This window comes from uncultured Brachyspira sp. (assembly GCF_910578695.1).
Classification (GTDB): Bacteria; Spirochaetota; Brachyspiria; order Brachyspirales; family Brachyspiraceae; genus Brachyspira.
Window position 1 is genome coordinate 1 of sequence record NZ_CAJTQJ010000043.1, and the last position, 21,360, is coordinate 21,360.

20 protein-coding genes and 1 pseudogene are annotated in these 21,360 nt (G+C 27.7%); 10 read left to right on the plus strand and 11 right to left on the minus strand.

The genetic code is table 11. The features are described from left to right. Positions 1-19: 19 nt before the first annotated feature. Positions 20-469 (minus strand): IS1595 family transposase, encoded by a 450-nt coding sequence (locus QZ288_RS10025; protein ID WP_295158475.1) that lies wholly within the window; start codon positions 467-469, stop codon positions 20-22. Between the two features lie 136 nt (positions 470-605). Between QZ288_RS10025 and cdaA the strand changes: the two genes are divergently transcribed. Genes cdaA through QZ288_RS10045 form a run of 4 tightly spaced genes read left to right on the plus strand, consistent with a single transcriptional unit; the run spans position 606 to position 3,273 of the window. After that, positions 606-1,388, plus strand: a complete 783-nt coding sequence (cdaA, locus tag QZ288_RS10030; protein WP_295158477.1) for a diadenylate cyclase CdaA — start codon at positions 606-608, stop codon at positions 1,386-1,388. Beyond that, positions 1,385-2,383: a CdaR family protein gene (locus QZ288_RS10035; protein ID WP_295158478.1), complete on the plus strand. Its 999-nt coding sequence runs from the start codon at positions 1,385-1,387 to the stop codon at positions 2,381-2,383. Before cdaA ends, QZ288_RS10035 begins: the two co-directional genes overlap by 4 nt. Before the next feature lie 2 nt (positions 2,384-2,385). Further along, a complete protein-coding gene (locus QZ288_RS10040) occupies positions 2,386-2,748 on the plus strand; it encodes a NusG domain II-containing protein (protein ID WP_295158480.1) in 363 nt (120 codons plus the stop codon). Between the two features lie 9 nt (positions 2,749-2,757). Continuing rightward, on the plus strand, positions 2,758-3,273 hold the full coding sequence (locus tag QZ288_RS10045) for a Gx transporter family protein (protein WP_295158481.1): 516 nt from the start codon (positions 2,758-2,760) through the stop codon (positions 3,271-3,273). A gap of 60 nt (positions 3,274-3,333) precedes the next feature. Here QZ288_RS10045 and QZ288_RS10050 read toward each other — a convergent pair whose 3' ends face one another. From QZ288_RS10050 to QZ288_RS10065, 4 genes are all read right to left on the minus strand, one after another. Then, a complete protein-coding gene (locus QZ288_RS10050) occupies positions 3,334-4,503 on the minus strand; it encodes a phosphopentomutase (RefSeq protein WP_295158483.1) in 1,170 nt (389 codons plus the stop codon). A 240-nt stretch (positions 4,504-4,743) separates the two neighbouring features. Beyond that, positions 4,744-5,505, minus strand: coding sequence for a glucosamine-6-phosphate deaminase (locus QZ288_RS10055; protein ID WP_295158485.1), 762 nt, complete (start codon positions 5,503-5,505; stop codon positions 4,744-4,746). A 95-nt stretch (positions 5,506-5,600) separates the two neighbouring features. Further along, the gene (locus QZ288_RS10060) at positions 5,601-6,746 is read right to left on the minus strand and encodes a mannitol-1-phosphate 5-dehydrogenase (protein WP_295158488.1); all 1,146 of its coding nucleotides are present in this window, start codon (positions 6,744-6,746) and stop codon (positions 5,601-5,603) included. Between the two features lie 12 nt (positions 6,747-6,758). After that, positions 6,759-8,198 (minus strand): PTS mannitol transporter subunit IICBA, encoded by a 1,440-nt coding sequence (locus tag QZ288_RS10065; protein ID WP_295158490.1) that lies wholly within the window; start codon positions 8,196-8,198, stop codon positions 6,759-6,761. Positions 8,199-8,304: 106 nt separating this feature from the next. Here QZ288_RS10065 and QZ288_RS10070 point away from each other — a divergent pair, with 106 nt between their 5' ends. Both QZ288_RS10070 and QZ288_RS10075 read left to right on the plus strand, forming a co-directional pair. Continuing rightward, positions 8,305-8,961, plus strand: coding sequence for an HAD family phosphatase (locus tag QZ288_RS10070; RefSeq protein WP_295158491.1), 657 nt, complete (start codon positions 8,305-8,307; stop codon positions 8,959-8,961). A gap of 62 nt (positions 8,962-9,023) precedes the next feature. After that, positions 9,024-9,458, plus strand: a complete 435-nt coding sequence (locus QZ288_RS10075; RefSeq protein WP_295158494.1) for a PTS sugar transporter subunit IIA — start codon at positions 9,024-9,026, stop codon at positions 9,456-9,458. A 59-nt stretch (positions 9,459-9,517) separates the two neighbouring features. Here QZ288_RS10075 and glyA read toward each other — a convergent pair whose 3' ends face one another. Then, a complete protein-coding gene (gene glyA, locus QZ288_RS10080; RefSeq protein WP_295158496.1) occupies positions 9,518-10,885 on the minus strand; it encodes a serine hydroxymethyltransferase in 1,368 nt (455 codons plus the stop codon). 496 nt (positions 10,886-11,381) lie between these two features. Between glyA and QZ288_RS10085 the strand changes: the two are divergent. The 3 genes and pseudogenes from QZ288_RS10085 to QZ288_RS10095 all read left to right on the plus strand — a co-directional run bounded on the left by QZ288_RS10085 (position 11,382) and on the right by QZ288_RS10095 (position 12,688). Continuing rightward, positions 11,382-11,579 (plus strand): annotated as a pseudogene (locus QZ288_RS10085) (nitrous oxide-stimulated promoter family protein). Positions 11,580-11,590: 11 nt separating this feature from the next. Further along, complete coding sequence (locus tag QZ288_RS10090; protein ID WP_295158498.1) at positions 11,591-12,007, plus strand: YbaN family protein; 417 nt, start codon at positions 11,591-11,593, stop codon at positions 12,005-12,007. Between the two features lie 57 nt (positions 12,008-12,064). Continuing rightward, on the plus strand, positions 12,065-12,688 hold the full coding sequence (locus tag QZ288_RS10095) for a hypothetical protein (RefSeq protein ID WP_295158500.1): 624 nt from the start codon (positions 12,065-12,067) through the stop codon (positions 12,686-12,688). A 96-nt stretch (positions 12,689-12,784) separates the two neighbouring features. On the opposite strand, the gene QZ288_RS10100 is transcribed toward QZ288_RS10095, so the two are convergent. Further along, on the minus strand, positions 12,785-13,747 hold the full coding sequence (locus QZ288_RS10100) for a Gfo/Idh/MocA family oxidoreductase (protein WP_295158502.1): 963 nt from the start codon (positions 13,745-13,747) through the stop codon (positions 12,785-12,787). Positions 13,748-13,924: 177 nt separating this feature from the next. Here QZ288_RS10100 and QZ288_RS10105 point away from each other — a divergent pair, with 177 nt between their 5' ends. After that, on the plus strand, positions 13,925-15,583 hold the full coding sequence (locus QZ288_RS10105; protein ID WP_295158504.1) for a formate--tetrahydrofolate ligase: 1,659 nt from the start codon (positions 13,925-13,927) through the stop codon (positions 15,581-15,583). A gap of 70 nt (positions 15,584-15,653) precedes the next feature. Here QZ288_RS10105 and QZ288_RS10110 read toward each other — a convergent pair whose 3' ends face one another. From QZ288_RS10110 to QZ288_RS10125, 4 genes are all read right to left on the minus strand, one after another. Continuing rightward, entirely contained in the window at positions 15,654-18,344 is a 2,691-nt protein-coding gene (locus QZ288_RS10110) for a tetratricopeptide repeat protein (protein WP_295158505.1), read from the minus strand. A 51-nt stretch (positions 18,345-18,395) separates the two neighbouring features. Continuing rightward, entirely contained in the window at positions 18,396-18,818 is a 423-nt protein-coding gene (locus QZ288_RS10115; RefSeq protein ID WP_363322960.1) for a hypothetical protein, read from the minus strand. A 181-nt stretch (positions 18,819-18,999) separates the two neighbouring features. Next, positions 19,000-20,667, minus strand: coding sequence for a carbon starvation protein A (locus QZ288_RS10120; protein WP_295158509.1), 1,668 nt, complete (start codon positions 20,665-20,667; stop codon positions 19,000-19,002). A gap of 33 nt (positions 20,668-20,700) precedes the next feature. Further along, on the minus strand, positions 20,701-21,225 hold the full coding sequence (locus QZ288_RS10125) for a hypothetical protein (RefSeq protein WP_295158511.1): 525 nt from the start codon (positions 21,223-21,225) through the stop codon (positions 20,701-20,703). Between the last annotated feature and the right edge of the window lie 135 nt (positions 21,226-21,360).

Here is a 21,360-nt window from a genome sequence, read left to right on the forward strand (position 1 = left end):
AAGGAGCTTTTTTAGTTATCTAGGACAGCCCTTTATTTTTTTCTTTACCGCCTATATAAGTTTCATCTACTTCAAATATATTACTTTTATTGATACTTCCTTTATCGTATGCTTCTCTTATTCTTTGAGCCATAAACCAAGCTGTTTTTTGAGTTACGCCTAATTGTTCAGCTAACTGTATTGATGATATACCTTTATGATTATTCCAAAGTAAAAATATTGCTAAAAACCATTTTTTAAGAGGTATTTTAGAATCTCCAAATATAGTACCTACTTTAATAGAAAATGGTTTCCTACATTTGGCACATTTATAAGTTTTACCGTCTTTAAAAGTATATATTTTACTATAACCGCAATGAGGACAGAACTCGCCATTTTTAAATCTTATTTCTTTTAAATACTTCAAACAAGTTTCTTCATCTTTGAAATGCTCTAAAAAATCAATTATAGTATTAAAGTTTTTAGTCATATTTATCACCTCTTATATAAGATAAGCTATATATTGGGTAAGTCAAGTATTTTTATTTTTAAAGGGTAAATTTTGTATGTAATTACCAATAAAATTATATTTACAAATATATATATTATGATATAATATAAAAGTTATGCTTTATTTTATAAATAATTTTATATCAACTACAAATTGGAAGTATTTCTTTTACGCCCTTGATATATTATTTGTTGCGGCATTATTTTATATAATTTATATTCTTATCTATAATACAAGGTCATACAGCATAGCGATAGGTTTTATAATATTATTTTTCATAACTTTAATAGCAAAAGTATTCGGTCTTTATACATTATCATGGATATTTGATCAATTTTTCCAAGTGGGGCTTATAGCAATAGTTGTTCTTTTTCAGGCAGAGATAAAGCATGCTCTTAGAATATTGGGAGGAAGGGCTTTTCTTAAGAATTCATTTAGGTATGATGAAGATCAGATACAAAAGATATTAAGTGCTACTTTTAATTTATCATATAAAGGTTATGGGGCATTAATTGTTTTTCAAAGAAATATATCCCTTCATTCTTTAGTTGATAGTGCTGTAAAACTTAATGCTGATATATCTATGGAGCTTATTGAATCTATATTTTTTAAGAATAACCCTATTCACGATGGTGCAGCTGTAATAATAGAAAATAGAATAGCAGCAGCCAGTGCATATTTACCTCTTACAGAAATAGAGCCTAAAATAAAAAATAGAAGACTTGGTACAAGACATAGAGCAGCACTTGGAGTGTCGGATCAGACAGATGCAGTTGTGATTGTAGTTTCAGAAGAGACGCAATGTGTATCTATCGTTCATAATGGGATATTGGAATATAATTTAACTAGAGAAGAGTTAGATAAAAGACTTGGGGAGCTTTTAGAGATAAAAAAATGAGAGATAAAAAAACATCTGATTTAAATAAATTTAATTTGAAAAAAAAGTTAAGCTTTATAACTAATAAATTTTGGGTAAAATTATTATGCCTTTTGATGTCTTTTCTATTATTTTTATTTGTAAGATATCAAAAAGAATATACAAAAGATTATATTACAAAAGTCGAAATTAGAAATATACCTCCTAGATTATTAATAGTAAATCGTATTCCTGAAAATATTACCATTACTTTAAAAGGCTTCAAAGATAATGTATATGAACTTCCTACAGAGTTTAGCACCTATATAGATCTTACAAATGCATCAATAGGAAGTAATATGTATGATGTATATTTTGTAGGCGATATAGATTATTCCAAAATGAATATTGCAGTAAACCCGAATAAAATACCTATTATTTTAGATGAGATTGCATACAAAACTGTTCCTATAACTGTACCTACTATTGGAGAGGCTTATTCAGGTTTGGCTGTTGATAATATATTAGTAAGTCCTTCTAATACTATAATATCAGGTCCTAAAACTCTCATATCATCAATAGATGAAGTAAAAACATACAATGTAGATTTAACTGATAAGTATTCAGATTATTCTGCAATATCAAGAATAAATTTACCTTATAATATAAAATCTGATGTATCTATGGTTAATATAGATGTAATTTTTAATAAAGATGTAGAAAAAATAGAGTTTAATAATATTGCAGTTAATATAGATAATTTAAATAGTAAATTTAATGTTAATTCTGATAATGCTTTTGTTATTGACAGATTGGTTTTAGAGGCTAATAAAACTATACTTACTAATATATATATTGATGATATTATATTATATATTGATTTAAAATATATGACAAATACTGGAATATATTCAAATGTATCTGTTGAGGCTAATATACCTATTCATACAAAACTTTTAGAAATAGAACCTTCATTTTTTGATGTTGAAATAACAAAAAGAGATACATCTGCTGTTAATAATATGCAGACTAATTAAAAATGTACAAATTAAAATACGGCGATATAATAATATTTTTATTTATAATAATTTTTTCTATTTTTTATGCTGGAAATTTAATACAAAATAAAAGCAGTAAAATAATTATAGATTCTTATAATAAATCTTTCAGATATGATTTGAATACAGACAGAAATATTATAATTAACGGCTTGTTGGGAGAATCAAAAATAATTATAAGTAATGGGCATATTATGTTTAATTCATCGCCTTGCCGAGATAAATTATGCATTAAAGCAGGAATACTTAAAAATGCACCTATAATATGCATGCCTAATGGAATATCTATAAGGTTTGAAAAAAATATAGAAAATGATATTGAAATAGACTCTATAGTTCAGTAGGAGTTATTTATGGTATTTTTAGAAAATATAAAATCGCATTCAGGAAAAAGAAGAATATATGATATAATATTTTTTGCTTTTATATCATCATTTATTGCAGCAGTAGAAAATATGTTTCCAAAGCCTATACCATATTTCAGAATAGGTTTTTCTTTTGTCATTATACTGATGGTTATAGATATATTTAGTTTTAGGGAATTATTATTACTTATATTAATAAAAAATGTATCAGTTGCTTTAGTTTTTGCCTATATACTAACTCCTCCTTTTTATTTAGGATTATGCGGAGGCATAACATCTGTTATAGCTATGAAATTTATAAACTGTTTCAAAAATACTTTTTCTATTTTAGGAGTAAGTTTAATAGGGGCATTAACAAGCAATTTATCTCAGGCATTTTTGTCTAAATATTTATTTAAACTTCCTGATATTAGATTTTTAATTGTGCCTGTATTTATACTATCTCTTATCACTGGAAGCATTGTAGGTATTATTGCAATGATACTATTTTCAGATAAAAAATAATATATTCTGACATTAAAATCACAACTATTTTTGATATTTATTTTTAATTATATAAAACTTCTATATAAAAGATCCCTGAAGTTTAGTATAGCCAAGCAAATGTTTTTCTATAGCAGCCGCTATTGAAACAAATGAATCCATTATACCAATATTTACATTTTTTCTTAGATTTTTACCATAAGCAAGTATCGGTATATATTCTCTTGTATGATCGCTTCCCTTATATGTAGGGTCGCATCCATGATCTGCCGTTATAATAAATAAATCGTCATCATTTAGATTTTCAAGCATTTCAGGAATATATTTATCAAATTCTTCTAAAGCATTTTTATATCCCTTATAATCTCTTCTATGTCCGTAAAGCATATCAAAATCAACTAAATTTGTAAATATTAATCCTTCTTCAGTTTCTTTTATAGCTTTAATTGTTTTCTCTATGCCATCAAGATTATTTTTATTCGTCTGTCTATTATCTGTAATTCCTACGCCTGCAAATATATCGCTCGTTTTACCAATTCCAATTACAGGAAGATTATTATTTTTAATCCTGTCAAGCATAGTTTCTCCGTTTGGAGGAACAGAATAATCATGTCTTCTTTCAGTTCTTTTATAATTGCCTTTGCTTCCTATATACGGACGGGCTATTACTCTTGCGGCAGGAGAATATTCATTACATATTTCGAGGGATTTTTTGCATATTTTATATAGCTCATCTATGGGTATTATATCTTCATGTGCTGCTATCTGAAGTACAGAATCGGCAGAAGTATATACTATTAAAGAGCCGTTTTTAAACTGTTCATCAGCATAATCATCTATAACTTCTGTGCCTGAATAAGGTTTATTACATACCGCTTTTCTTCCTGAAAACTCTTCTATTTTTTTTATAGTTATTTCAGGAAAACCATTAGGATAGGTATTGAAAGCTTTTTCAGATATAAGTCCTGCTATTTCCCAATGTCCTGTAGTGGTATCCTTTGCTTTAGAAGTTTCCATAGCCTTTCCATAATAGCCAATAGCATTATTATTTTTAGCTACGCCTTCTATATCTGCTATATTTCCAATACCCATTCTTTCCATATTGGGTATATTTATTCCGCCGTTAGCTTTTGCCAAATTAGAAAGAGTATTCGCTCCTTCATCTCCGAAGTATTCAGCATCAGGCAATGCTCCTACGCCGCAGCTGTCAGCTACTATTAAAACTGCTTTCTTTTTTATACTATTATTCATTTTTATTTATCCTAATTTTTATATGCATATATAGTTAAAACCATTTTTTATGAAAATAATAAAATATTATATAATAAAAACTTTGTATTATTAAAGTATTAAATATATATAATAGAATGCTATATATAAAGTAAAAAAGTAAATTTAATAGGGTAATATAGCAGAATAAGTTTTTAAACAAATAAAAAAAGGGACAGTACTAAAAAACTATCCCTTTACTAAATAATTAAAATGATATTATTATTTTTTGCTTCCTTTTTTGTTTTTAATTTCTGGTATAGAATCGGCTAATTCCTGATCTATAATAACAACAACATCATTATGAAGTTTAAGGAAAGTAACAGGACATTTTGATGTAATTTTATCATTTGTAAGAAGTTCTTTCATAGCAGAAGCCTTTCCTTTTCCTATAGCGGCTATAACTATTTTTTTAGCCTTTAATATTCCGCCCATACCCATACTGAATGCTTCTTTAGGCACATCTTTTTCTGATGCAAAGTATCTTGAATTAGCTTTGATAGTTTTTTCATCAAGTTTAATGCATAATGCATTCGCATGCAGAAAATCATCAGGCTCATTGAAAGCTATATGTCCATTAGGTCCTACTCCTAATAACTGTATATCTCTAGGAAGTTTTTCTATTTTATCATTAAACTCTTTTAATATTTTTTCTTTTTCGCCTATGCCTTTAGGTACGAAAGTATTTTTTTTCTCGATATTTATATGATCAAATAAATTTTTATTCATAAAATATCTGTAGCTCTGCTCATTTTTGGCATCTAATCCTTTATATTCATCTAAGTTAACTGACTTAACATTCTTAAAATCTATTTCTTTTTTTTCATAAGCCTTTATTAAATGAGGATATACAGCTTCAGCAGTACCTCCTGTAGCAAGCCCTAAAACGGCATCTTTTTTTACTTTTAATAAATTAATAATTTCAGCTGCTGCTTTTTTTCCAACTGCATTAGCATCTTTGGCAATGATTAATTTTAATCCCATAATCATACACTCCTTTCTTATTTTATATGTTTTTAATAATTTTCTTATTCTGCAATTATAACATATATATTATTTATTATCAAATATAATAATTTTTATTTATTTTTTAATGCATTATATATTTCATCAGATAATGCTTTTTCATTTTTTAATCCTGTTACTTTTATAATCACATCATATAAACTTTCGCTCTCAAGCATTTTTTTAAGCTCTTTACTTTCATTATCATCTTCGCTGTAAAATTGAAAAGCGGCGGCTGCTCCTTTAACTAAATTATCATGTTTTAAATTATATTCTAAAGTTCCTAATATAGGTTTTATAATCCTGTCATTGTATGATAATTTACGCATAGGTTCTCTTCCTACTCTCAAAACTGAATCTTCTAAATAAGGATTGAAAAATCTGCTTAATATTTTCTGTATATAAGCTTCATGCTCATTTTCTTTAAATCCGTGCCTTTTTACCAAAACAGCACCGCTTTCTCTCATAGCACCCAATACTATATCTTTAATGCCTTCATCATTTACAGCTTCATATATAGTTTTTTTATTATTTATAAATCCTAAATATGCTGTTATGGCATGTCCTGTATTTAAAGTAAATAATTTTCTTTCAACATAAGCATCTAGGTTTTCTTTTAAATATAAACCTTCAACTTGAGGCAAATCTCCTACAAAAACATTTTTATCAATTATAAGCTCAGCAAAATTTTCGCATGTAACTGTAAGGGGATCTGAATTTTTTATATTAGGAACTATGCAGTCAACTGCAACATTAGGAAAAGCTGTTTTATTTTCCATCCATTTTTTTATATTATCATCTGCAAGTTCATAAACACTATCTTTTAATTTTGAAGAAGCATTTGTAGTATTTTCGCAGGCAATAACATTCAATACTTTTTCATTTTTGGCATCATATCTTCTTTTTACAGCTTTAAAAATAAATGGTGCTATTTTAGGAAGTATATTAACCCCTACAGCAGTTGTTATAATTTCTATATCATCAAATAATTTTAATAAACTTTCTTCATCTTCAGGTACTTTATCAACTTTATCTATTTTTATAGTTTTATCAACATCTTTCCCAACCATTCTTATATTATAAGATTTTTTATCTGATATCATAGATAGAAGTTCAGTATTTATATCAGAAAAATATACTTCATATAAAGCCTCGTGAAATAATCTTCCAACACAAGCCCTTCCTATATTTCCTGCACCAATTTGAATCATCTTTTTCATTATGCTAACTCCTTATTTTTGATTTTCTTTTATTTTATCCACTATTTCATTATAGAAATTTTTATCCATAAAATTATTAATGCTTAAATGTATTTTATTCGGCATTTTTTCTTTAGCTAAATTAGTCAATGATTTTTGCGTTATTATTATATCGGCACTGTCATCTAAATTAGAGATAGCAGAGTTTAATATAGCAACATTTTCCAAACCTCTTTCTTTAGCTATTCTTTTAAGTACAGCAGCTCCCATAGCACTTGAACCCATTCCTGCATCGCATGCTACAACTATCTTTTTTATTTCTAGTTTTTTTACTGCATCTTCAAAACTAATTTCTGTTATTTTTATATCATTATCTTCTTTACTTTCTTTATCTTCTTTTTCTGTATCATCAGTATTTGTGATTTTATTAGCTTTGCTTTTTTCTATTGCATTTTCTAAATCTTCTTCAGGCGATTTTTTTACGAATATTGAAGCAATTAAAAATGTTACAGCAGCTGCAATTACTATGCTTAATATTGTAGCTAAAAAACCTCCTTTAGGTGTTACTGCTAATATTGCTATTATAGAGCCGGGTGCAGGTACGGCTATAAGTCCGCCGTTAAGTATTAATGTAGTTAAAACTCCGCTCATACCGCCTGCAATTAATGCTAAAATTAATATAGGATTCATCAATATATAAGGGAAATATATTTCATGTATTCCTCCGAAAAAGTGTATAATAGCAGCTCCCGGTGCTGTTGCTTTGGAACGCCCTTTGCCGAATAAAGTATATGCTAATAATACTCCTAAACCAGGTCCGGGATTAGTTTCTATTGTGAAGAATATTGATTTTCCTGTTTCGGCTACCTGCTGTATTCCTATAGGAGAGAAAACTCCGTGATTTATAGCATTATTTAAGAAAAATACTTTGGCAGGTTCTACTAATATTGAAACCAAAGGCAGTAATTTTAAATCTACCAATACTTTTACTCCAGATGATAAAGCATTGCTTATAGCTTCTACAATAGGTCCTATAATAAATAAAGATATAATAGCTAATATCATACCTAATATTCCAGCTGAAAAATTATTAACAAGCATTTCAAAACCAGTAGGTATTTTAGATACTATTAATCCGTCTAATTTTTTTATTAAAAATGCTCCTAAAGGTCCTGTAATCATTGCTCCCAAAAACATAGGTATATTTGAACCTACAATAACTCCTGCAGCCATTATAGCTCCTACAACTCCCCCTCTATGTCCGTAAACCATATTTCCGCCTGAATATGCTATCAGTATAGGAAGCAGATATGTAAGAATTGGAGAAACTAAGCCATTTAACTTTTCATTTGGAAACCAGCCTGTAGGTATAAAGAAAGCAGTTATTAATCCCCAAGCTATAAAAGCTGCAATATTAGGTTGTACCATATTGCTTAAATATCTTCCAAATTTCTGTATTTTGTCTAATTTCATAATAAAATCTCCTTGAAATTTAAGTATTATTATTATATCATATTTATATATATTGTAAAATAATAAATACTTTAAATAGCTATTTTTATATTTTAAGGAATATTATATGGATATAATAAGACCTAAAGCTATAATATTTGATTTTGACGGCACATTAGTTGATAGTGAGAGCATATATACAAAGTCATTGATAGCAGTTGCTGATAAAATGAATATACTTAAAGATGTTGATTTTGAATCTATGGCGGGTATGCAGACAAATGATATGCGTAATATTTTAAAAAAAGAAGGACATTATGTTCCTGATAATTTTTTTGATGATACTGAAAAATATTTTTATAAATTGCTTGAAACTGATTTAAATTTATTTGACGGAGTTATAGAAACTTTAGAGAGATTTAAGAGTTTAAATGTTGTTATAGCATCTAATAGTAATATTAAATATGTAAAAAAATATTCTGATATAAAGGGAATATCCAAATATATTAAAGATTATTCATGTTTTAATGAAAAATTAAAAGCTAAGCCTGAACCTGATTTATTTCTGCATGCATTTGAGCTTCTAAAAAATTATAATAATGATTTGAAAAAAAATGATGTATTAATATTTGAAGATAGTTTGGCTGGTATTGAAGCGGCAAAAAAAGCTGATATAAAATCTGCTGCTATTACTAATAGTTACAGCAGGGAAGAACTTATAGATAAAGGTGCTTATATAGTTTTAGATAAGATAAATGAAATATTTGATTATATAGAATTATAGTTTTTATTAACTGTAATACTGTAATTATATAAAAAATAATAATTAAAAATTAAGGATTTAATATGTTAAAAGAAATGCTAAACGGCAAAGTGCAAATCGCAGAAAGCGTAAAAGATTGGCAGGAGGCTTTAAGAATAGCTGCAAAACCTCTTTTAGATGCTGAGAATATAGAAGCTAGGTATATAGATTCTATCATAGAAAATGTAATAAAAAACGGACCTTATATAGTTTTAATTGACGGTGTCGCTATGCCTCATTCAAGACCTGAAGAGGGCGTTATAAAAAAGGGTATGAGTTTATTGAAAGTTAAAAATGGTGTGGACTTTTATCAGACAGAAAAAAAAGTATATTTATTTTTCACATTGGCTGCTGAAGATGCTGACAGCCATCAGGATGCAATAGCTGATTTAGCTGATGCTTTAGGAGATGATGATTTGCTTAAAAAAATTATAGAAGAAAATTTGACAGAAGAAGAGATTCTAAATTTATTTAATTAATTATTATAAAATTAATAAAGGGGCTTCATTGATTTGATGCCCCCTTTATAAATGATATATTACATATCAGCTATAAATTTATACATAGGAAACTTTTTGCATAGAGCAGTTATTTTTTTGGCGGCAGCATTAATAACTTTTTCATCATTACTATTGCTTAAAACTTCATCTATATATTGTGCTAATTCCATAACATCCTTTTCTTTTAATCCTCTTGTAGTTACAGCAGGCGTTCCAAGTCTTATTCCGCTTGTGACCATTGGGGATTCGGTATCATAAGGTATTCCATTTTTATTTATTGTTATATGAGCCTTATCTAAAATAGTTTCTGCAAGCTGTCCTGTTATGCCTTTAGATTTTTTTACATCTATTAATATTAAATGAGTATCAGTACCGCCTGAAATTAATTCATAACCTTTTGCTAAAAACATATTAGACATAGCTTCAGCATTTTTTACAACTTGTTCCTGATATTTAATAAATTTAGAGTCCAAAGCTTCTTTAAAACATACAGCCTTAGCAGCTATAACATGCATTAAAGGTCCTCCTTGTATACCTGGAAATATTGTTTTATCTATTTTTTTAGCCAAATCTTCTTGTGTAGAAATGATGTATCCGCCTCTAGGACCTCTTAAAGTTTTATGTGTTGTACCTGTAACAAAATGTGCATAAGGAACAGGGCTTGGGTGAATTCCTGCTGCAACAAGTCCTGCAATATGAGCCATATCAACCATTAATAGAGATTCAGTTTCATCTGCTATTTCCCTGAATTTTTTGAAATCAATGAATCTAGGATAAGCACTTCCGCCTGCAACTATTAATTTAGGCTTAATTCTTTTGGCTATATCTCTGATTTCATCATAATCTATCTGCATAGTATCTTTTCTTACATTATAGTGTTCAAAATTATAAATTTTTCCGGAGAAATTTACATTCTTGCCATGTGTTAAATGTCCTCCTGAATCTAAAGATAATCCTAAACAAGTATCTCCGGGCTGAAGTACTGCCATATAAACTCCCATATTAGCCTGAGAACCAGAATGAGGCTGTACATTCACAAAAGGTGCATTGAATAATTTTTTAGCTCTTTCTCTAGCCAAATTTTCTACAATATCAACTTCACTGCATCCGCCATAATATCTTTTTGACGGATAGCCTTCAGCATACTTATTTGTGAATATAGAGCCCTGTGCTTCCATAACAGCACGTGAAACTATATTCTCACTAGCTATAAGTTCAAAGCCATTAACTTCTCTTTTATACTCATTTTTCATTGCTGCAAAAATTTCTTTATCAGCACTCTTTAAAGGAGTCTCTGATACATAATATTTAGGTGCTGATTTTTTTGCAGCAACTGTTTTTTTAGCAGATTTGGAAACCTTTTTTGATGAAGATTTATCTGCTGCTTTTTTCTTAGATACAGCCATGTTTCCTCCATAAACATCTATTATTTAATAAAATTTTTATTTGAATAATAATATACCAATATAATTTTTTTTCAATTATTAAAATAGTATTATATGAATTTTTTTATATTTCTTATATTTGAAAATTATTTTAATATTGTATTAAGCCTATATTTTATAATTTAAATCAAAAAAATATATAAAACAATTGAAATATTTATAAATATATATGTTTCGTATATAGAAAAGCATTGACTTTTTTTGTTTAAATGTTAGTATACACTAACAAATTAGAAAATAAATACTAATTTATATGTATCTTAAAAATACATATTATATATATTTAAAAGTATTGTAAATGTAATAAATATGATAGCTGTAAAAGAAAAATAAATTATAAAAATAATATATTATTTTATATTATTGTACTGCAGATATAATTATATAAAATTTATAATAAAACATTTGTAAAAGAATGTGAAATTATGCTTGTGAAAGAACGTCAAAATGCAGATTCATTTCTACAAAAACATTCTGCAGTGTATGTACTTCTCATTGCTATAAAAAATAAGGATATGAAAAAAATAATGATATGAAAGAAAAAATAAAAAAAATAATGTTTTTTTCTGGAAAAAGAATGATTTTTCATAATCCTGCTATAGCTTTAAAACATATTTTTGTTATGATTGTCTGCAATATGAAAAATAGATTTTAAAGGTATTAAATATGAGAATATTATTTATATGTTTAGGCTTTATTTTCGTAGGTATTGGCGTAGTTGGGATAGTTGTTCCAATACTTCCTACAACGCCTTTTCTTCTTCTTGCTTCTTTCTTTTTTGCAAAGGGCTCTAAAAAATTTCATGATTGGTTTTTGTCTACAAAATTATATAAAAAATATTTAGAAAGTTTTGTTCAATCAAGAGCTATGACTTTGAAATCTAAACTCACTATACTTTTACCTGTCAGTGCTATGCTGATTATTACATTTATTTTTGTTAATAATTTGTATGCTAGAATTGCTCTTGTAATACTTTTTATTTCTAAATATTTCTATTTCTTCACTCAGATAAGAACTATAAAAGAAAATGAGAATATAGAGAATATAAATAGTTTAAAAGAGAATAATAAAGAAGAATGTTAATTTACAGCATAATTTTTTCCTTTGTTTATTTATTGATTTATTATTTTTGGAGATATAATGAAAATATTAAGATATATTCTTATGGTGAATATTATATTTTTTAATTTATTTACTATATTAAATGCAGAAGAAAGTAAAGAAAATGAAGAAAATAATGATAATAAAGGTTTTCAGTCTGTATTAGATAATAGATTTTTTTCTATAGGATTATTCAGTACAGTTGATTCTATAAAAACAATTGTTAATATAGAATTAGGATTTAAAATAATGAAATATAATAATTTTCAAATAAAAAGCTATACTTCTATTACAGGCTCTAAAATATATGATGAAAGTCCTAAAATGTATCAATTAGGCATTATGCAGAAATTTACTTTCGGAGGAGATGATGAATATCATGATAAGATAAGTATAGCAAGATATGGTTTTGCTTTTTTCAGCTTTGGATTTTTATCTTTTGATTCTGACAAAAATACAAAATTTTTATTTAAATCTCCTTATTATTGGGAAGTAGGAGGAGGAGCTGGTTTTAATATAAATGTAAATAAACATATTGGAATAGTATTAGAATTTGGCGGAGGCATACATTTAGTACCAGATGGCAAAAAACTTGGATATTCTGATAAAATTAATAAAGCTGGTTTTGGAAGAATTAGTATAGGAGGCAGGTATTATTTTTAAATATAAACTGCTTTATATTAATTAATATAATTGCTTAGTATAATTAATTTTTTTAATTATATTTCTAAGCAATTATTTTTATGCATGGTAAAATTACTACCAAGTCTTTTTTATTTCTTTTAAAATTTCTTCTGTTAATTTTATAGTATTTACATCATCTTCAATAGATACAAATCTTTTATCTTTTCCTAATATGCAGTTAGCAAAATGTTCATCTTCTAATTTGAGAGGATTATCTCTATGTATAAATACTCTTTCTATTATAGATTCTTGTTTGTAATTAATTCCTATTGAAGTTTTTATATTGCTTTGGCTTGCTGCCTGTCTATGTATAGTTATATCCTGAGTGGCATAATCTAGTATAAAATATGCTTCTTCTGTACTTATAGCTAATGTTCTTATTTTTTCCTGAGTTACTCTGCTTGCACTTATTACTGCTATTGTTGAATCTTCAAATTCTAATAATGCACTAGCAATATCTTCATTATTGGTTCTTATTCTTTTTCCATTTGCTGAGAATCTTATAATAGGTTTTTTTACTAAAGATGTTACTATATCCAAATCATGTATCATTATATCAAATACTACTCCTACATCCGTAATACGCGGAGTAAAAGGTGCTAATCTTCTTGCTTCTATTAAATAAGGTTTTTCTATTATATGATGAAGTTCCTGAACAGCGCCGTTAAATCTTTCAACATGTCCTACCTGAAATATAACATTTTTTTGTTTTACAATCTCTTCCAATTCTACAGCCTGAGCATAAGTTTCTGTCATCGGCTTTTCTACTAATACATGCTTTCCTTTCATTACTGCTTTTTTTGCTATTTCAAAATGATGAACTGTAGGGCTTGCTATTATTACAGCATCTGAATTATCTACAGCCTCATCTATACTTGAAAATTTTTTTATATTATACTTCTGTGATATTTCATTAAGATGTTTTTCATCGGCATCATATATTCCTGATAAAATTATACTATTTATCTGACTTATAACATTCAAATGGAACTGTCCCATTCTTCCAACTCCGATTAAACTTACATTTACTTTATCCATTAATTAATCCTTTTAATATAAATTAAAAAATAATTTTTAAACATTTTTGAAAGATTATAATAATAATTTGACAAAATTCAATAATATTTTTTTATTTTTTAAATTTTATATAGTATCAAATATTTGTAAATTATAGTATATTGTTAAATAAATAAAAACTATATTTTGGAGATTATAATGAAATCTGATATAGAAATAGCTCAGGAATGTAAATTATTAAGAATAGAAAAAATAGCAGAAAAACTTAATTTAAAAGATGAAGATTATGAAGTTTACGGCAAATATAAAGCCAAAATTGAATTATCATTATTAGATAAATTAAAAGATAAAAAAGACGGAAAATTAATTTTAGTAACAGCCATAACTCCTACACCTGCAGGGGAAGGCAAATCCACTGTTACTATAGGTCTTACTCAGGGCTTAAATAAAATAGGAAAAAATGCAGCAGCAGCTTTAAGAGAACCTTCTCTTGGTCCTGTATTCGGCATAAAGGGAGGAGCCTGCGGAGGAGGTTATTCTCAAATTGTGCCTATGGAAGATATTAATATGCATTTTAACGGAGATTTTCACGCTATAACAAGTGCACATAATTTGATATCAGCATGTATTGATAATCATATTAAGCATGGAAATGAATTGAATATAGATATTAAAAAGATAGTATTTAAAAGAGTTTTGGATATGAATGACAGGGCATTAAGGGATATTGTTATAGGTCTTGGAGGAAATGAAAACGGTATGGTAAGGCAGTCATCATTTCAAATAACTGTATCATCTGAGATTATGGCTATACTTTGTTTGTCTAATTCATTAATGGATTTGAAAGAGAGAATAGGAAATATTATATTTGCTTATGATATAAATGATAATCCATTAAAGGTAAAAGATTTAAAAATAGAAGGTGCATGCTGTACATTGCTTAAAGATGCTATAAAACCTAATTTAGTTCAAACTCTTGAGAATACTCCTGTTATAGTTCATGGCGGACCTTTTGCTAATATTGCACATGGATGCAATTCTATACTTGCTACTAAAATGGCTTTGAAGCTTTCTGATTATACTATTACAGAGGCTGGATTTGCCGCCGATTTAGGAGCTGAAAAATTTCTTGATATAAAGTGCCGTATTGCTGATTTGAAGCCTAATTGTATAGTTTTGGTTGCTACTATAAGAGCATTAAAGCATCATGGCGGGGCTTTGGATATTAATAAAGAGGACTTAGATGCTTTAAATAAGGGATTTGAAAATTTGGATAAACATATTGAAAATATGCATAAATATAATATTCCTGTAATAGTTGCTGTAAACAAATTTTCTGCCGACACTGATAAAGAAATTGAATGCATAATAAAGCATTGTGAGAATATGGGTATTGATGTTTCATTATGCGAAGTTTGGGCTAAAGGAGGAGAAGGCAGTATAGATTTATCTCATAAAGTAGTAAAAAATGCTTTGGAGTCCAATTATAAGCCTCTTTATGATTTGGAAAAAAGCGTAAAAGAGAAAATAGAAATTATATGCAAAGAAATATACGGGGCAGGGGAGATTAAGTTTTCTAATAAAGCTTTAAAAATGATTAAAAAAATAGAGGATATGTCTTTTGGAAATCTTCCGATATGTATGTCAAAAACACAAAAATCTATATCAGATAATCCGTCTTTATTGAATGCTCCTAAAGGGTATACATTAAATGTTGATGATATAAGACTTTCTTCAGGTGCGGGATTTATAGTTGTTATGGCTGGAGGAATAATTGATATGCCCGGACTTCCTAAGATTCCAGCTGCATGCAGTATAGATATAGATGAAAATGGAAATATAAAAGGATTATTTTAAATATAATAAAAATAGCTATGATTATTAGTCATAGCTATTTTTTTAAGCGTTTTACTTTATAATTAATTTTTTATTGTTCAGCTGTATCAGGCAAAATATTATCATCATCAGTATTATTATCAGCATTCATATTATAATCTATATTATCATCAGTATTTATATTATCATCAGCAGATATATTTTCAGTATTTTCTTTTTCTTCTGGTATAGGTTCAGGCGGCAGCTTAAGATTATTAATATCTTCAACTTTTATATTTATATCCATTCTTCTTATTACTGTCTTAGCAGTTTCTGCTTCAACTGCCTCTCCTAAAGAATCAGTTAATGTTATTTCAGGATTTTCATTTCTATACTGCTTCATTTCAAGTACATATCCTTCGGAATCTTTTGCCAAAGTAGTTTTATTTCTGCCGTCATTTTCTATAGTTATAGTAACGCCGTCTGCTCTGACTTCATTAACGCTGCTTCTTCCGTCTGTATAAGTTTTTGTAATAGAAATACTTCCGTCAGCCTCTTCTGCTGTAGTTTCTGTATTTCCTGCAATATCTCTTATCACAGATATGCTTGAACCGTCAGGCTTAATAGTTGTTGTTATACTGCTTGAGTCTGCTGATACTACTTCTGTTATGGTAGTTGAATCTCTATTAAGCGTTGTAGTTTCTCTTGAGCCGTCCTGTCTTATAATTCTTTTTATAGCAGTTCCGTCAGGCATTGTTATTTCGCTTATAGTATCTTCAGCAACTGTATCTTTTATTATTGTGCCGTCAACTTTTTTTGTTATAACAGTAAAAGATCCGTCTTCATTATATGTTTTTGTTATTATGCTTCCGTCATCAGATTTTACATTATATGAGAATGTACCCATACCTGAATCTGATGAGCTTCTCTCTTCAACTCTTCCGTCAGGATAAACTATTTTTAAATTGCTTATTCCATTAGTATCAACTGCTGTAGTTCCTATACTTCCGTCTGTATAATTGGCAACTACAATATAGCTTCCGTCAGGATTTTCTGTTTTTACTATAACAGCACCATCAACTCTTTTTGTTTCTGTTTTAATATTTCCTAAATTATCTTCAGTTCTTTTTACTTCAGTTCCGTCTAAACTTCTGCTGTAGAAGAATGTTCCATTATCATCTTTATAATTTGTGGTAATAGAACCGTCAGATTTTTCAGAAACAAATGTTTTATTACTATCTAAAGTTTTTCTATTTATGAAAGAGCCGTCAGGATATAATGTATATTCAAAATTATCTCCTGATGATGTTTTTGTATGGATAGATTTTGAATTATCTATCATATAAGTTTCTACTCTTTTATCGCCATTTTCAAATATGGTTTCTATTTCTCTTTTTCCATAAGGATATATAGTATCTGAAATTTCATAATTATTTGAATATATTTTTGTTTTTTCTATTTTTCCGTTTTCATATATTATTCTAACTCCATTAGGATATATTGTTTCTCTCGCATAATCAAAATTAGGTAATATATTTTCTGTTGTGATGCTTCCGTCATTATTTGTATTTACTCTATAATTATTTGTAAAAGGAATAAATTTAACAGATGTGTCATTGCTTCTTATTAATGATATTACTCTTTCTAAAGATTCTCTTTGATAATAATCGCTGCCTACATTAGTTAAAAATATTTCATAGGATATTGCAGCATTAGTTATTTCTCCCATTGCAAGAAATGTATGCCCCATATTAAGATATGCACTATAATATAAAGCCCAAGTATTATATGCATCTACTGAGGCTATATTAGTTTTTATTTCTGTCATATTGCCGTTTGTATCTATAATATTAGTCATTATGACTATATTAGTTACTGTAAAAGGATTTTCTTCTGTTATTACATAAGCAGTGCCTGTTGATGTAGAGTTTGTAATAAAAGAAACATTATTAGAATTTCCTGTTATAGTATCATTTGTGTATATAGTTGGAGGAAGAGATGTATCAGATACAGAAGGATCAACAACTTCAAGATTAAAATTATTATTGGCTTCAAAAATTACTGTTGTATTTGTAAATTCATATTCATTTGTATATGTATTTGTTATAATAATATTAGTAAATAATGGAAGTTTTGTAAATGTATTATCAAATGCATTTTTTATATTTTCATTTTCCTGATTTAAATTATTTACGGCATCAGATATATAATTAGTATCAGCTGATATTATGTTATTAGTATCATTATCTAAACTGTATTCATTGCTTCCTATAGGTGTATTATCTGTAAACTCATCAGCAGCTGTATTATTTACATCAAATATAAATATTGTATTTGTTACTGCATTTTGGGAAATTGTATAATTAGTTAATACTTCATAATTTAATTTGATATTAAAAGGAGAATGCAGACGCTGTACAGCCCTATTGTACCAAACTAAAGCATCTTCATAATTTTTTAACTGATAATATGAGTTTGCTATATTATTGCAGTATGAATATGAATCATTTATATCAAATGCTAATTTATAATAATCTATTGCATTTTCATATTGTTTATCTTGAAAATAACATGCTCCTATATAATAATACAGCATATCATTTGTTGATAATGGTCTTCTTTTTAGATATAATAAAAATGCTTCTCTTGCAAAATTGTATTTTTTTTGAAAGAAAAGCTTTTCTGCATTATAGAATTCTCTGTCTATATTTCTTTCGTCATTAGGTGCGGCATTCTGAGCAAATAATAATGATGATAATAATACAAAAATAGATATTATAAATATTGTAATAATTTTTTTCATAATAATAAAATCCTCTATATATAATTTTATTAAGGATAATATTTAAAACTATCAATTTTTTATATAGTCAAAATAATGATTAAATAATGAGTAAAGTATATATTCGCTATATCCCCTTACTTTTTTATTTTTATCTAATACATCATTTAAAAACTCAAATGTTTTTTCATTAGGATTTTCTATATAATAAAGTCTTTCTTTAGATAAAGATACACTGTCATTTTTTATCATTTTAATTAGAGATAATTCTTTTAATCTGTCTTTTTTATCTTCTCTGCTTGCTTGGTATGAAAATAGACGCTTTACTAAATTTTCAAATACTATTTTATTATACATAACAGCTCTTCTAACATCAGTATCAACACTTCCGTCATAATTATTAATTTCACTATCAAATATCGAAATAGATATAGCAGATCTAATATCAGCAAATACAGCTTTTTCTTCTTTTAATTTAAATTTTTTATTAGACATAATAATAGAAAATATTTCACCTTTATTTGGAATATAATACATATATTATATCGGCAAAGCTAAAAATTTAATTAGATTAAAAAATTATATAAATATTTACAAGTTTTATGATGATTATAAATTAAAAAATCCCCTTCCATAATTATTTTATGAAAGGGGAGTTTGAGATATTTAATTGAAATTATTTGTTTTTAATAGGATCATTAGGGTTAGAAGCGGTTTCTTTAGATAATCCTTTAGCCCATTGTCCTGTGATGAATAATTCAACAACAGCTAATATTATCATAACAAGAGCTATAGCAGCTAATACATAACCGTCAAAAGTAGCTTTTGCTATATTATTATAAACAACTAAGCCTAAAGCTGAAAGAGTAACTATGAACATAAAAGTCAAAGGAATGATATTTTCCCAAGAATTTCTTCCCTGACGATTTTTTATCCAAGCAGCAACAGCTAATAATGATAATCCTGCTAATAATTGATTAGCACTTCCGAATATAGGCCAGATTCTTCCATAACCATAAAGAGTAAATCCTAAAGATACAATAACAGTAATACATGTAGCTATATAAGGATTAGTTAATATAGTTTTATGTACTCTTCCGTCAGCAGCAGTATATTCGCCTAATTCCTGTATCAAGTATCTTCCAATACGAGTAGCACTGTCTAAAGAAGTTAAAGCAAAAGAAGCAAATGCTAAAGTAACGAAAGTTTTACCTATACTTAATGGTATTCCGAAAGAAGTCATAAAAGTAGCAACACCAGTAGCAAATCTAGCAGCAGGTGTGCCTTGTCCGTTTCCGGCAACAGCAGAAACACTCATTAATGCCACTATAGCAACTATACCTTCGATAAGCATAGCACCATATCCTACTAATTTTGCATCTTTTTCACTATTAAGCTGCTTAGCACTAGTACCAGAACTAACAAGAGCGTGGAATCCTGATATAGCACCGCATGCAACAGTGATGAAAAGTATTGGGAATAGATAGTTTCCTGCACTAGGCATAAAGCTGGTAAATGCAGGAGTTTGCAAAGCAGGTCTCATTATTACTAAACCAACAACGCCTCCGATTACCATAGCATAAAGCAAGAATGAAGATAAATAGTCTCTAGGCTGAAGCAGTATCCAAACAGGCATTAAAGAAGCACAAATTATATATATTACTAATATAATCTGCCAATGTACTTTTTGTAAAGTCAAAAATGGGAATTTATCAGATATAAAAATAATAGATGTTAATAATATAACACCGATTATTGTTGAAAGAGCAACATTAACACCTCTTCTATAAACTAAGAAGCCGAATAACAGAGCCAAAACGATAAACAGCATACTTGCAGTACCAGCAGCAGCAGATTCTCTGTAATTATCAACATTTACAGCAAAAGTGCCGGCAGTAATATCTAAGAATGCAGCTACTACTAAACAAATAGTAATAAATGCATATAGAGTAAACATTATTTTACCTTTTTGGCTAACATTATGTCTTATAACTTCTCCGATAGATTTACCTTCATGTCTTAAAGAAGCAACTAATGAACCATAATCATGTACTCCTCCGAAGAATACACATCCGAATAATATCCATAAATACACAGGAAGCCATCCGAACATAGTTGCAATAATCGGACCAGTAATAGGACCTGCACCAGCTATTGAAGAGAAATGGTGTCCTAATAAAACTTTAGCATCAGTAGGTACATAGTCTCTTCCGTCATTAAGAGTATGAGCAGGTGTTTTCTTACCAGGGTCAATACCCCATTTCTTTGCTAAATATGAACCATAAGTAATGTAGGCTATAAAAAAGATTACCATACCTAGCAATAGAAGAATGAAAGCATTCATTTTTTATCTCCTTTTTTTATTTTTTATAATTTCCTAAAAATCCGAAAGAAGAAGTTTTAATTCTTTTTTACGCATTTTAGGTAAGTACACATTTTTATCTGTCATAGATACTATAGCATATTGAGTTTCTGACCAGCCGTGAAATAACAGCTTATAATTAACTTTATAAAAAAATTTCTTTACTATTTTTTCCCATTCTTTATCTAGAGGACTTTCTGTTACTATTATTCCTGTAATTACACTTCTTTTATGAAATTTATTAGGATTTGATAGTATAGGGGTAAGTTTTATAAGCATTTCTTGGAAACTTTCTATATACTCTTTATTTAAATCCTTAATAAATCTTAAAAGCATATGCTCAAATACAGAATAGCCTTCATAAACAGTTGATTTAGTTATAAACGACTTGAAAAAATCATTTCTATGGAAAGCATAAAGGTCAAAATATTCTTCTTCTTTAGTTATTTCATATTCCAAATCAAAATGTCTCATTAATTTTTCTGAGATGCTGAATATATATTTTTTTACATTTTCATTATCAATGTGAAGTTTTGCCATATCTTATTCCTACTATTTATAGTATATAAAGTTTTTTTTCATTGTCAAATTTTTATTATACTAAATAGTAAAAATTATTATTTATTATTGCTATGCTCGCCTTCGCTTTAACTACATCGATAATAAATTATCGAT

Excerpts from the sequence above, each read along its gene's own strand:
- QZ288_RS10025 (WP_295158475.1), bottom strand. The coding sequence starts at position 469 with ATGACTAAAAACTTTAATACTATAATTGATTTTTTAGAGCATTTCAAA.
- cdaA (WP_295158477.1), top strand. The coding sequence starts at position 606 with ATGCTTTATTTTATAAATAATTTTATATCAACTACAAATTGGAAGTAT.
- QZ288_RS10035 (WP_295158478.1), top strand. The coding sequence starts at position 1,385 with ATGAGAGATAAAAAAACATCTGATTTAAATAAATTTAATTTGAAAAAA.
- QZ288_RS10040 (WP_295158480.1), top strand. The coding sequence starts at position 2,386 with ATGTACAAATTAAAATACGGCGATATAATAATATTTTTATTTATAATA.
- QZ288_RS10045 (WP_295158481.1), top strand. The coding sequence starts at position 2,758 with ATGGTATTTTTAGAAAATATAAAATCGCATTCAGGAAAAAGAAGAATA.
- QZ288_RS10050 (WP_295158483.1), bottom strand. The coding sequence starts at position 4,503 with ATGAATAATAGTATAAAAAAGAAAGCAGTTTTAATAGTAGCTGACAGC.
- QZ288_RS10055 (WP_295158485.1), bottom strand. The coding sequence starts at position 5,505 with ATGGGATTAAAATTAATCATTGCCAAAGATGCTAATGCAGTTGGAAAA.
- QZ288_RS10060 (WP_295158488.1), bottom strand. The coding sequence starts at position 6,746 with ATGAAAAAGATGATTCAAATTGGTGCAGGAAATATAGGAAGGGCTTGT.
- QZ288_RS10065 (WP_295158490.1), bottom strand. The coding sequence starts at position 8,198 with ATGAAATTAGACAAAATACAGAAATTTGGAAGATATTTAAGCAATATG.
- QZ288_RS10070 (WP_295158491.1), top strand. The coding sequence starts at position 8,305 with ATGGATATAATAAGACCTAAAGCTATAATATTTGATTTTGACGGCACA.
- QZ288_RS10075 (WP_295158494.1), top strand. The coding sequence starts at position 9,024 with ATGTTAAAAGAAATGCTAAACGGCAAAGTGCAAATCGCAGAAAGCGTA.
- glyA (WP_295158496.1), bottom strand. The coding sequence starts at position 10,885 with ATGGCTGTATCTAAGAAAAAAGCAGCAGATAAATCTTCATCAAAAAAG.
- QZ288_RS10090 (WP_295158498.1), top strand. The coding sequence starts at position 11,591 with ATGAGAATATTATTTATATGTTTAGGCTTTATTTTCGTAGGTATTGGC.
- QZ288_RS10095 (WP_295158500.1), top strand. The coding sequence starts at position 12,065 with ATGAAAATATTAAGATATATTCTTATGGTGAATATTATATTTTTTAAT.
- QZ288_RS10100 (WP_295158502.1), bottom strand. The coding sequence starts at position 13,747 with ATGGATAAAGTAAATGTAAGTTTAATCGGAGTTGGAAGAATGGGACAG.
- QZ288_RS10105 (WP_295158504.1), top strand. The coding sequence starts at position 13,925 with ATGAAATCTGATATAGAAATAGCTCAGGAATGTAAATTATTAAGAATA.
- QZ288_RS10110 (WP_295158505.1), bottom strand. The coding sequence starts at position 18,344 with ATGAAAAAAATTATTACAATATTTATAATATCTATTTTTGTATTATTA.
- QZ288_RS10115 (WP_363322960.1), bottom strand. The coding sequence starts at position 18,818 with ATGTCTAATAAAAAATTTAAATTAAAAGAAGAAAAAGCTGTATTTGCT.
- QZ288_RS10120 (WP_295158509.1), bottom strand. The coding sequence starts at position 20,667 with ATGAATGCTTTCATTCTTCTATTGCTAGGTATGGTAATCTTTTTTATA.
- QZ288_RS10125 (WP_295158511.1), bottom strand. The coding sequence starts at position 21,225 with ATGGCAAAACTTCACATTGATAATGAAAATGTAAAAAAATATATATTC.